The organism is Streptomyces lateritius (assembly GCF_014649715.1).
Lineage (GTDB): Bacteria > Actinomycetota > Actinomycetes > Streptomycetales > Streptomycetaceae > Streptomyces > Streptomyces lateritius.
Window position 1 is genome coordinate 354,446 of sequence record NZ_BMTO01000001.1, and the last position, 11,787, is coordinate 366,232.

Here is an 11,787-nt window from a genome sequence, read left to right on the forward strand (position 1 = left end):
GGAGCGCTCGCGCTGGAAGGCCTGCCAGTCCAGGGCGGCCACCAGGACCATCCCGACCAGCGCCGCCGCCGTGAGGGGGATGTCGATCTCCTCGCTCAGCTCGCCGGCCTCGACGCCCTCGCGCAGCACGCCCTCCACCACCGCGACCGCCTGCTGACGGACGACCAGGAGGGTTTCGTTCCAGGCCCTGTTCGTGCGCCAGAGCTCGGCAACGTACAGCTGGGTGAAGGCGGGGTAGCGGTCGATGAAGACCAGGCCGGCCCGGATCATCGCGTCCAGCGCGTCGACCCGGCTCCCGCCCCGCTCGGCGGTCTCCTCGGCCGCCTCCCGGAGGGAGGCGGTGAGCAGTCCGACGCCGTGCCGCAGCAGCTCCTCGAAGAGCTCGGTCTTGCTCTTGAAGTTGTAGTAGACCGTGCCCTTCGCGACGCCCGCGCGCTCCGCGATCTCGTCCACCGTCGTCGCCGAGAAGCCCTGCTCGGCGATGAGGGTGACGGCGGATTCGTAGAGCTTCGCGCGCGTCGCTCGGCGTCTGGTGCTGCTGCTGTCCATGGGCTCGATTCTCACAGGTCTCAGAGACTCAGTTCCGGGTGGAGCCGGTCCAGGGTCCACACCTGCTTGCGCCGGGCGGAGACCGCCGTCAGCGCCAGCGCGCCCACCGTGAACGCGGTCAGGACGGCGACCGCCTGCCAGACCGGGCCGATCCCGCCGCCGGTGATCAGCCGGCGCAGTGACTCGACGACGTAACTCATCGGCAGGAAGGGGTGGATCGCGTTGAAGAAGCCCGGGCTGGTCTGAACGGGGTACGTGCCGCCCGCCGAGGTCAGCTGGAGCATCAGCACGGCGAGGACCAGGATCCGCCCCGCCGCGCCGAAGCGGGCGTTGAGCCACTGGATGATCGCGGCGAAGCAGCAGGTCACCAGGGCCAGGAAGCCGACCGTTCCGGCGGCCCTGGCCATCTGCAGGCCGAGTCCCCAGTGCAGGACGGACATCAGCGCCGCGACCTGGAGGAGTCCGATCGCCGCGACCGGGAGCCAGCCGGCCAGCGCGATCCGCCAGGCGGAGGCGCCGGCGGCGAGGGCGCGCCGGTTGAGCGGCTGGATGAGCATGTACGCCACCATGGCGCCGACCCAGAGGGAGAGCGGGATGAAGTACGGCGCGAAGCCGGTGCCGTAGTTGGGCGCCTTGTGGAGCGACTGGGAGGCCAGCTCGACCGGGTCGGCCATGACCTCCGTACGGCGGTCGCGGTCCTCCTTGTCGTAGTCGGGGATCTTGGCGACACCGTCGTGGAGTCCGGTGGCCAGCTCGCCCGATCCGTCGGCCAGCTTGAACAGGCCGCCGTCGAGGTCTCCCGCGCCCTTCTTGAGCTTGCCGACGCCGGTGTCGAGGCTCACGGAACCGGTCCTGGCACTGCCGAGGCCGGTGTGGAGCTCGTCGGCGCCCCTGGCCACCTTCTGGGCGCCCGCGTTGAGCTTGTTGATCTTCTTGACGGCACCCTCGAGGTCCTCCTCCAGGTTGGGCGCGGCCTTGTGCAGGTCCTCGGCCTGCTTCTGCAGCGTGGCGAGCTGCCCGTCGAGCTTCTTCAGATCGCCGTCGCTGTCCTTGGTCAGCTCGTGCAGATCGTCGGCGATCTTCGCCACGTCGTCGGCCGTGACCTTGGCCTCCTTGAGGGCCGGGCAGGTCTTCGGGTCCGGCAGCGGGTTGTCCACGCACTCCTCGCGGTGGATCTTCTCCAGCTCGTCGGCGGCCACGTGGGCCGCGCTGCGGGCGACCGGCGCGCGCTTGACCAGGTCGTCCAGGTTGTGGCGGACGGCCGCTGCGGAGTCGGCGACCAGCTTGGCGGTGTCGCCGATGGTCTTGCCGTTGTTCTTCAGGTACGGACGGATCTTCGCGGCCTTGCCGTTGACCTTGTCGGCGAGCTCCTGGGTGCCGTTCGCGACCTGCCGTGAGCCGGTCTCCAGCTGCCCCGCGCCCTTGTCGAGCTTCTTCAGGCCGGTGGCCAGGTCGCCGCTGCCCTTCTTGGCGTCCTTCAGGCCGCCGGCCAGGCTCTCGGAGCCCTTCTTGGCCTTGTCCACGCCTTCTTTGATCTCACCGGCGCCCTTGGCCGCCTCGGCGGTGGCGTCGTGGATGTCGGAGAACGAGATGAAGATCTTGTCGAGGAACGAGCGGGAGGACTTGGTGGAGGCGGCGGTGCGCACTTCGGAGAAGACCGTACGGGAGATCTGTCCGACGATGTAGTTGTTCGCGTCGTTCGTGCGGACCTGTAGGGCGCCCGTCTCCGGGGCGTCGCCGGAGCTGGAGGCGATGCGGGTGCTGAAGTCGCCGGGCATGGTCAGGGAGAGGTAGTACGTCCCGTCCTCCACGCCCGCACGCGCCTCGGCGTCGCTCACCTCGTGCCACTCGAAGACCTTGCTGTCCAGAAGGCCACGGGAGATGTCGTCGCCGGCGTTGATCCTCTTGCCGTCGGCGGTGGCGCCTCGGTCGTCGTTGACGAGTGCGACGGGTATCCGGTCCAGCCGACTGTACGGGTCCCAGAAGGACCAGAGGTACAGCGCGCCGTACAGCAGCGGCAGCAGCAGGATCGCGACGAGCGCGGCGCGCGGCAGCTTCCCCCTGCCGAACCGCTTCAGCTCAAGCGCGGCCAGTTTCGGCGAGCGCATCGGCATCCCCCTCCTCGGTGGTGTCTTCCTCGGTCGCGGTGGTCTCTTCCGGGGCCGCGTCCTCCGGAGCGGTGTCGTCCTCGGTGTGGTTCTCGGTGGCGTCCTCGCCGCTCTGCTCGGGAGCCGGGCCGTCCGGGGCGGTGCCTTCCGGTGCCGGGCCGGTGGTGACGCGCAGGGCGTGCTCCGGGGCCTCGCTGCACACGGCGAGCACGGTCGTGCCGGCGTCGGCGATCGACCGCAGCAGCGTCCAGGCCTCGGTCCGGTCGTCGTCGGAGAGCTTGAGGTCGGTGTCGTCCAGGGCGAGCAGCCGGGGCCGGCCGATCAGGGCGAGGGCGACGGACAGGCGCAGGGCCTCCAGCCGTTCCAGGTCCCGCACCGAGGTCCGCTCGGCCTTGGGCAGGGTGTCCAGGTCGAGCCCGGCCCTCTGCAGGGCCTCCTCGATCCGGGCCCGCGTCGTCGCGGTCCGCTCGGCCGGGCGGCGCATCAGGGCCCGGACGGAACCGTCGTAACGCCGCTGGAGCAACGCTCGCTCGCGCAGGTGCTCGGCGACGGTGAAGGCCGGGTCCAGGTCGCTGACCCCTGGCACGGGGCCGAGGGCGCTGAGCCGCCGTACCGCCGCCATCTTGCGGGGCAGACGCAGCCCGGCGACCTCCGCATACCCCTCGTGGGGCTTCATGCGCCCGGTGAGCGCCAGCAGCAGACACGTACGGCCCGAGCCGGACGGACCCTCGATCGCGACGAGCGAGCCCGGCTCCGCCCGGAGGCCGACCTCGCGGAAGACCCAGCCGCGCGGCCCCTTCAGCCCGAATCCGTCCGCGACGACGGCGGCGCCGTGCGGCTCCTCCGGGTGCGCTTCCACGGACCCACCCCCACTTTCCTCGGCTTCCAGCTTTTGCACTGACCGGTCAGTGCAAAAACTTACCCCCGCTTCCCTGATCAGGGCAAAAGGCCAGGTCAGCCGGATTGTCAGTGGTGGCCTTCACGATGGACACATACGGACACAGCGCCGTCATACGACGACAGGAGGCTCGTCATGACCAGCTCCTCCGCAGCAGCCGCGGCCCGGCGCCGCACCGCCGGCCGCCCTGCTCCCGCACTGCCCGGACCCGCGTCCGACGTCCATCCCGTCCTGCGCCGCTCCTCCGCGCCGCCCGCCGCCCTCGACCTGCTCGCCCAGGCCCGCACCGGCCTCGACGAGGCCGCCACGCTCGACGTGGCCAACGAGCGGTACGCCACCGCCCACCTCGCCGCGCTGCGCACCGCCGCGGCCGTGCTCGCGGCCCGTGGCAGGCCCGAGAACAACCCGCGCAAACGGGCACGGATCAGGAGCGCCTGGGAGGTGCTGCCCGAGATAGCGCCCGAGCTGACCGAGTGGAGCGCCCTGTTCGCCTCCGGAGCCGCACGCCGGGCCCGGGCGGAGGCGGGGATACCCGGCGCGGCGACCCACCGGGACGCCGACGACCTCGTCCGGGACGCCGCGCTGTTCCTGCGCCTGGTCGAGCGACTCCTCGTCCTCCAGCCCGTGCTGCCCCGCCAGAGCGGCACCGGCGAGGCCACCGGCTGAGCGGCATGACCGGGGCAGGTCACCCGAGGCCATAGGGTGGGAGGGTTCGTACACCGTCACCGAGGAGTCAACAGCCGTGTCGGACCCTTCCCCTGTCTTCGGTCGGGAGACGTCGTCGCGCCCGTCGCGCGCCTCCCTTCGTACCGCCGTCGTCTGGGACGTCCTCAAGGACGCCCTCGACCGCCGGGTCAAGGCCACCGGGAAAGACACCCTCGACGTCCTCGACACGGGCGGCGGCTCCGGAAACTTCGCGGTCCCCGTGGCGCGCCTCGGGCACCGGGTCACGGTCGTCGACCCCAGCCCGAACGCCCTCTTCGCGCTGGAGCGCCGGGCCGCCGAGGCCGGCGTCGCCGACCGCGTCAGCGGGGTGCAGGGGGACGTCCGCGGCCTGTTCGAGGTCGTCGAGCGCGAGGCGTACGACGCGGTGCTCTGCCACGGCGTCCTGGAGTACGTGGACGACCCGGCCGAGGGGGTACGGAACGCGGTCGCCGCGCTGCGAGCCGGAGGCGCGCTGAGCCTGCTCGCCGCGGGCGTCGGCGGCGCTGTTCTCGCCCGCGCGCTGGCCGGGCACTTCACCGAGGCCAGGACCGCCCTCGACGACCCGGCGGGCCGCTGGGGCGACGGCGACCCGGTGCCCCGGCGCTTCACCGCGGAGCAGCTCACGGAGCTGGCCGGAGAGGCCGGTCTGGAGGTCGGCGCCGTGCACGGCGTCCGCGTCTTCGCCGACCTCGTGCCCGGCGTCCTGGTCGACACCGAGCCCGGGGCCGCCGAGGCCCTGCTCAAGCTGGAGGCGGCCGCCGCGGAGCTGCCCTCCTTCCAGGCGATCGCCACCCAGTTGCACGTCCTGGGAGAGAAGCGGGCCTGACAACCCGCCCGGCCGCACGGGGCGTGCGAGGCCCCGCGGGCCCGGCACCGGGCTGATCAGCGGCGCAGCCGCAGATGGAGTACGCCACAGGCCCCCCGATCGAGGGCTTCGCCCCGTATGATCGGGGGACACCGTCCGGCATGACAGGCAGGCCGCTGGGGAATCAACGCCTCAGCAACCGAACCGCATGGCGGCCCGGATTGGCGATTAGGCGTTGAGGGCGGGTTTCACGGGGGCGATTCCCTGCCTATCCTGAAAGGGCCGCATCCCGGTCGCCCCCGCGACCGACGACTAGGAGGACTCCGTGCCGCTCTCGGAGCACGAGCAGCGAATGCTCGAGCAGATGGAGCGAGCGCTGTACGCCGAAGATCCCAAGTTCGCGACAGCGCTCGAGGGAAGCGGACTGCGTACGTACACCCGGCGACGGGTCTACCAGGCAGTCGCCGGCTTCCTGGTGGGTATCGCGCTCCTCATGGCTGGAATGGTCGCTCAGCAGATCTGGATCAGCGTGGTGGGGTTCCTCGTCATGCTGGGCTGCGCGGTTCTGGCGGTCACCGGATGGCGCAAGGCGCCCAAGCCGGGCGAGCAGCAGACGAGTGGCGGAGCGGCGGCCGGCGGCCGTCAGGCCCGTCAGCGTCGCTCCATGATGAACCGCATAGAGGAACGGTGGCAGCGCCGCCGGGACGAGCAGCAGGGCGGCAGTCACTGACGGCCCCCTGAGACAGGGCCCCAGGCCCCTCCACGACCCCGAGCCCCGCATGGCCGGCACCTTCGAGGTGCGTGCGCCTGCGGGGCTCGTCGTGTGTGGTGGATGAGAACGGGCCGCACGCAAGGGGAGGGGGCCGGGACGTTCGCCGCCCCGGCCCCCTCCCTCCTCTAGCTCAGGCCGCCCGCTTGCGGGAGGTGCGGCGGAGAGCATCCGCCAGGCGAGCCGACGCCTCGTCGCGGCGGGACGACCAGGCGGCCGTCAGACGTGCCCAGCGGGCCGACGCCGCCCACACCACCCGGACGGACGAGCGCGGCACCAGCAGTGCGCGCAGTCGGACCCGGCGGCCCGAGACCTGCTGGAAGCCCGCCCTGACGAGGGCGACCTCCTCCACCAGACCGGTGCCCGGCCGTGGATGCGGGGCGTAGAGCACCTGCTCGACCGAGCGGGCCACCCGGTGCACCGCGTTGGCGGCCTCGCCGTCCAGGGCGCCCAGGCGGACGATCCGCGCCGCCGTCTTCCGGGGCGTCCGCGATTCGTCCGGCCGGACCCCGTGGTCCCAGGCGGTGTCGATGATCTCCTGCCAGGCCGCCAGAGTTCTGGCCGCCGCGTCCACGGCGGTGCGGCCCGGGGAGCCGAGCCGCCGTGCCCGTACCCGCGTACGCCAGAGCAGGGGGAGCAGCGGCAGCAGCAACAGCACCGCCACACCCAGGCAGATCAGGACCACCATCAGCGGATTCGGCCCGTCACCGCCGGACGAGGCACCGGCCGCCGCCTCGTCGGGACCGCACTCGCCCAGGCGGCGCGCCTGCGGAGGGCAGCTGTCCGACGTGCTCGGCACCGCCGACGGCTGAGCGGAGGCGCTGGTCTCCGGCTGCGCGGAACCGGACGCCGAACCGCTCGGGGTCTGCGGCCGGGTGTAGTCCGGCGTGGAGCCCCGCGTCGGCGTCGGCTCGAACCGCATCCAGCCCGCGCCCTCGAAGTACAGCTCCGGCCAGGCGTGCGCGTCCCGGATGCCGACCGACATCGTGCCGTCGGACTGCGGGGTGCCGGGCATGAAGCCGACCGCCACCCGGGCCGGAATGCCCAGCGACCGTGCCATCGCCGCCATCGAGAACGAGAAGTGGACGCAGAAGCCCTCCCGCTGCTGAAGGAAGCGGGAGATCGCCTGGACTCCCGTACCGGACTCGACCTCCACGTCGTAGCGGAACCCGCCGTCGGTGGCGAACCAGTCCTGGAGCTTCACGGCCCGTTCGTAGTCGTTGCGCGCGCCCCGGGTGACCTCCAGCGCCGTCGATTTCACGTCGGCGGGCAGCGAGTCGGGGACCTTGGTGTACTCCGAGAGGAGCTTGGCCGACGCCGACGGCGCCCCCGCCAGCTGCTCGCCCGTCGGCCGCACGTCCAGGCTGGTCACCGTGTACCGGGCGCCACGGGTGTTCTGCTTGTCGTCGCCGACGAGCATCCGCCCGGCCGGCTCGTAGCGCCAGCGGCCGTCGATCTCGACCTTGACGGCCGGGTAGGGCATCGGCAGCCACTTCTGCTCGTACGTCGTGGAGGCGACGAAATTGCTGGTCACCTCCGTCGTACGGACCTGCCGGCCGAGGCCGTCCGGCGTCGGCAACCGCTTAGGGACGTCCTGGATCGGACGGACCGACGACTTCCAGGAGGTCCCGTCGAACTGGTCGAGTGCCACGAGACGCACATACATGCCGCTGGTGTCGGTCGCGTTGGTCCGGTAGCGGAGCACTTCGCGGTCCTCGGGCTGGCGGAGGTTCTCCTGGAGCGAGACGAGCGGGTTCACGGCTGAGATCGTGCCGCCTTTGCCGCTCTCACCCGGGCCTTCGCCCGGGCCGCCGAAGAGACCGCCGCTCAGTCCGGGCAGCACCGCGGGGACCACCAGTGCGACGCCCATGGCGATCACGCCGATCCGCCGGCCGGTCCGCACCGGGGCGAGCGCCTGCCCGCCTCCGGCCGCGCCCGGCGCCCTGCCCCCGGCGCGCGGCGCGCCGCCGAAGACCCGCCCCCACTGCGAGAGCCGGTCCCGGCTCTCCGCCAGCAGAAGCAGGAGGTAGCCCGTGGCGGCGAGCAGGAACCAGAGCCAGCTCGCGCCGCCCTCCGAGAGGCCCGCGGCCACCGAGTAGAGCGCGAGCAGCGGCAGTCCGGCCGGGGCCGCGCTGCGGAAGGTCACCGCCAGCGAGTCCACCAGGAGACCGATCACCAGCACGCCGCCGACCACCATCAGGCGGATGCCCTCGGTGTCCGGCGCCGGGATCGCGTACTTCCCGATGTCGTCGGCGCCCGCCTCGAAGAGCGCGGCGAACCGCCCGAAGGCCTGCGGCCCCGGCAGGAACCACAGCAGCGCCTGCTCCCGGGCGAAGACGAAGGTCAGCGCGAGCAGGGTCGCGACGGCCTGCGCAGCGATCGTCAGCGACCGGGCCAGCGGCACCCGCCGGGTCAGCACGCCGACCCCGCTCTGCACCGCCAGCAGGAACGCGGCGGTGAAGATCCACGTCGCCGGCCGCACCAGCGGAAGGAGCGCGCCCGCCGCCGTCAGCGTGGCGGCGAAGGAGCCCAGCGTCAGCCGCGCGCGGCCGCTCATGACCAACCTCCGTACGTCTCGCTCGCGGCGGTCTCCGCGCGCATCCCGCCGGCCTGCTGCCACAGCTCCGCGAGCCGCGCCCCCGGCGGCACCGCCAGCGCCGTCCAGCCGGCCTCCCGCAACTGCCGCAGCCGCTCCTCGACCGCACCGGCGACCGCGCCGCCGGTCAGCCAGGTGCCGCTGTCCAGGACGAAGGCCACGGCCGCACCGCTGCGCTGCCGCATCCGCGCGGCCACCGCCGCCTGCTCGTCGTCGATGTCGCCGACGAAGGCGATCAGCAGGCCTTCGTTGCCGCCGCGCAGCACGTCGTAGGCGCGCGAGAGACCGGCCCCGTCGGAGTGGTCCACGACGGCGAGGGTGTCCATCATCAGCCCGGCCGCCTCGGCCGAGTCCTGCGTCGCACCGGCGAAGCCCTCGGCGCCCTCGCCGGGCACCGCGCTTCCGGTGTCGGTGAGCAGCCGGACCGAGAAGCCCCGCTCCAGCATGTGCACCAGGGCCGAGGCCGCGCCGGAGACCGCCCACTCGAAGGCGGAGTCGGGGCCCGCGCCCTGGAAGGCGATCCGGCGGGTGTCGAGCAGCACCGTGCACCGGGCCCGCTGGGGCTGCTCCTCGCGGCGGACCATCAGCTCGCCGTAGCGGGCGGTGGAGCGCCAGTGGACCCGGCGCAGGTCGTCACCGTGACGGTAGGTGCGCGGGATGACGTCGTCGTCCCCGGCCAGCGCGAGCGAGCGCTGCCGCCCGTCGCCGTACCCCGCCGCCTCGCCGATCAGCTTCACCGGCGGCAGCGGCTCGGTCCGCGGGACGACGGTGAGCATGTCGTACGCGCTGAAGGAGCGGGTCAGCTCGCACATGCCGAACGGGTCGTTCAGCCGCAGCTGCAGCGGGCCCAGCGGGAAGCGTCCGCGCAGGTCGGAGCGGACCCGGTAGGACACCTCGCGCCGCCCGCCCGCCTCCACCCGGTCCAGGACGAACCGGGGCCTCGGCCCCAGCATGTACGGGACGTGGTCCTGGAGCATCAGCAGCCCGGTGGGCAGGCGGGAGACGTTGTCCATCCGCAGATGGACCCGGGCCTCCGAGCCGACCGGCACCCGGTGCGGGGAGAGCCGGCGGCTTCCGGCGACCCGGTAGCGGGTGCGGTACAGCACCCCGACACAGATCAGCGGCAGCACGGCGAGCAGCAGCCCGACGCGCAGCAGATCGCCCTGGCCGAGGACGTAGGCGCAGACCGCGGCGGCGACACCTGCGGCGAGGAAGGACCGGCCCCGGGTGGTGAGCCCGCCCAGTGCGGCTCGCAGGCCGCCCCGGTCGTCCCCCGGCCGGGCGTCCACGTCGTCGTCGCCCCGCTGCCCCGGCGGTGCGGCGGCGGTCGTCATCACAGCTGCCGGATGCCGGGCTGCTGCTGGCCGTAGAGCGGGCCGGCGGGCGGCGCCGCGGCGGGGACGGGCGTGCGCTGCAGGATGTCCAGGACGACCTGCTCGGCGGTACGCCGGTTCAACTGGGCCTGCGCGGTGGGCAGCAGCCGGTGCGCGAGGACCGGCACGGCCAGGGCCTGGAGGTCGTCGGGCAGGACGTACTCGCGGCCGCTGAGCGCGGCGGAGGCCTTCGCGGCGCGCAGCAGGTGGAGCGTGGCGCGCGGGGAGGCGCCGAGTCTCAGATCCGCGTGGGTGCGGGTCGCGGCGACGATGTCCACGGCGTACCGGCGTACGGCGTCGGCGACGTGCACGGCGCGCACCGCGTCGATCAGTTTGACGATGTCATGGGCGTGCGCGACCGGCTGCAGGTCGTCGAGCGGGTTGACCGCGCCGTGCACGTCGAGCATCTGCAGCTCGGCCTCGGGGCTGGGGTAGCCGATCGAGACGCGGGCCATGAACCGGTCACGCTGGGCCTCGGGGAGCGGGTACGTGCCCTCCATCTCCACCGGGTTCTGCGTGGCCACCACCATGAACGGGCTCGGCAGCTCGTAGGTCTGCCCGTCGACGGTGACCTGCCGCTCCTCCATGGACTCCAGGAGCGCCGACTGCGTCTTCGGCGAGGCCCGGTTGATCTCGTCGCCGATCACGATCTGGGCGAAGATCGCGCCCGGCTTGAACTCGAAGTCCCGCCGCTGCTGGTCGAAGATCGACACACCCGTGATGTCCGACGGCAGCAGGTCGGGGGTGAACTGGATCCGGCGCACCGAACAGTCGATGGACCGCGCCAGCGTCTTGGCCAGCATCGTCTTGCCGACGCCGGGGACATCCTCGATCAGAAGATGTCCCTCGGCGAGCAGCACGGTCAGCGAAAGCCGTACGACCTCAGGCTTGCCCTCGATCACACCCTCCACCGACCTGCGGACACGCTCCGCTGTGGTGGTCAGATCTGTGAGGCTCGCTCGATCGTCATAGGTCGTCACCCGGCCCTCCTCGGCCCTTCCGTAAACACCGACACCTGCCCCCGCGCACGCTCCGGGGGGTGTCACCCGAGCATTGTTGTTGCCGTGGCCGGGTCGTGTCACTTGCCTGTGGACAAGTGCGGGTGTTATGCCGGGTTTCGCCGGGTCAGGCGGGGTCGATCTCGCGGAGAAGACCCGTGGTCACGTCGAAGACGAAGCCCCGGATGTCATCCGTGTGCAGCAGGAAAGGCGAGGTCCGCACGCGCTGCATCGACTGCCGGACGTCCTGGTCGACGTCGCGGAAGGCCTCGACGGCCCACGCGGGACGCTGACCGACCTCCATCTCCAGCTCGTGCCGGAATTCCTCGGTGAGCGATTCCAGGCCACACCCGGTGTGGTGGATCAGCACCACGCTGCGCGTCCCGAGGGCCCGCTGGCTGATGGTGAGGGAGCGGATCACGTCGTCGGTGACCACACCGCCCGCGTTGCGAATGGTGTGACAGTCGCCCAGCTCCAGACCGAGAGCGGCGTGCAGATCGAGGCGGGCGTCCATACAGGCCACCACGGCGACGTTCAGAACGGGCTTCGCGTCCATGCCCGGGTCGGTGAAGCGGGCCGCGTAACGCTCGTTGGCCTCGACGAGCCGGTCGGTGACCGTCCCGCTCGTCGGTATCGCGTCGGCGGGGGCGGCGGAGAAGTGCGCAGAGGTCGACATGTCTATGAAGGTAACGGGCACGCGGCCGCCGGGCCCGCTGTGAGAGCGGACAAAGAACGTCAATGAGCCTTGTTGTGAGCTAACCCACAGGGATGGGAAAGCCGGGCCCGTACGGGTGAGGTGCCCGCATCACCCCGCTCTCCCGGGTGGCCCGCGCGACGCGCCAGCCGGTTGATTGACCGCGAGGGCCGGTGGACTAAAGTGACGCGAAGTTCACGGAGACATTGAGCGATATCCGCAGTTTCTCCCCCGCGTGTGCGGCGGTACGTACGGCTCGGCCTCCTCCCGCTCGCCGGCCGGCCGATGCGCC

10 protein-coding genes are annotated in these 11,787 nt (G+C 72.3%); 3 read left to right on the forward strand and 7 right to left on the reverse strand.

Annotated features, from left to right (window positions below):
• The 3 genes from IE136_RS01700 to IE136_RS01710 all read right to left on the reverse strand — a co-directional run.
• The coding region (locus IE136_RS01700) for a TetR/AcrR family transcriptional regulator (protein ID WP_189599210.1) at positions 1-549 on the reverse strand (549 nt) is incomplete at its 3' end.
• A gap of 20 nt (positions 550-569) precedes the next feature.
• Positions 570-2,657: a YhgE/Pip family protein gene (locus tag IE136_RS01705; RefSeq protein WP_158986520.1), complete on the reverse strand. Its 2,088-nt coding sequence runs from the start codon at positions 2,655-2,657 to the stop codon at positions 570-572.
• Positions 2,629-3,516: an ATP-binding cassette domain-containing protein gene (locus IE136_RS01710; protein ID WP_189599211.1), complete on the reverse strand. Its 888-nt coding sequence runs from the start codon at positions 3,514-3,516 to the stop codon at positions 2,629-2,631. The genes IE136_RS01705 and IE136_RS01710 overlap by 29 nt, the downstream gene beginning before the upstream one ends.
• Before the next feature lie 174 nt (positions 3,517-3,690).
• Between IE136_RS01710 and IE136_RS01715 the strand changes: the two genes are divergently transcribed.
• The 3 genes from IE136_RS01715 (at position 3,691) to IE136_RS01725 (ending at position 5,795) form a co-directional block, all read left to right on the forward strand.
• On the forward strand, positions 3,691-4,221 hold the full coding sequence (locus IE136_RS01715; RefSeq protein ID WP_158986516.1) for an SAV_6107 family HEPN domain-containing protein: 531 nt from the start codon (positions 3,691-3,693) through the stop codon (positions 4,219-4,221).
• Positions 4,222-4,297: 76 nt separating this feature from the next.
• The gene (locus IE136_RS01720; protein ID WP_158986514.1) at positions 4,298-5,086 is read left to right on the forward strand and encodes a methyltransferase; all 789 of its coding nucleotides are present in this window, start codon (positions 4,298-4,300) and stop codon (positions 5,084-5,086) included.
• A 304-nt stretch (positions 5,087-5,390) separates the two neighbouring features.
• Positions 5,391-5,795 (forward strand): SCO2097 family morphological protein, encoded by a 405-nt coding sequence (locus IE136_RS01725; RefSeq protein WP_189599212.1) that lies wholly within the window; start codon positions 5,391-5,393, stop codon positions 5,793-5,795.
• 172 nt (positions 5,796-5,967) lie between these two features.
• Here IE136_RS01725 and IE136_RS01730 read toward each other — a convergent pair whose 3' ends face one another.
• From IE136_RS01730 to IE136_RS01745, 4 genes are all read right to left on the reverse strand, one after another.
• The gene (locus IE136_RS01730) at positions 5,968-8,391 is read right to left on the reverse strand and encodes a transglutaminase TgpA family protein (protein ID WP_189599213.1); all 2,424 of its coding nucleotides are present in this window, start codon (positions 8,389-8,391) and stop codon (positions 5,968-5,970) included.
• Positions 8,388-9,764 (reverse strand): DUF58 domain-containing protein, encoded by a 1,377-nt coding sequence (locus IE136_RS01735; protein ID WP_189599214.1) that lies wholly within the window; start codon positions 9,762-9,764, stop codon positions 8,388-8,390. Before IE136_RS01735 ends, IE136_RS01730 begins: the two co-directional genes overlap by 4 nt.
• A complete protein-coding gene (locus IE136_RS01740) occupies positions 9,764-10,783 on the reverse strand; it encodes an AAA family ATPase (protein ID WP_158986505.1) in 1,020 nt (339 codons plus the stop codon). Before IE136_RS01740 ends, IE136_RS01735 begins: the two co-directional genes overlap by 1 nt.
• A 145-nt stretch (positions 10,784-10,928) precedes the next feature.
• A complete protein-coding gene (locus IE136_RS01745) occupies positions 10,929-11,477 on the reverse strand; it encodes a beta-class carbonic anhydrase (protein WP_158986503.1) in 549 nt (182 codons plus the stop codon).
• Positions 11,478-11,787: the final 310 nt, after the last annotated feature.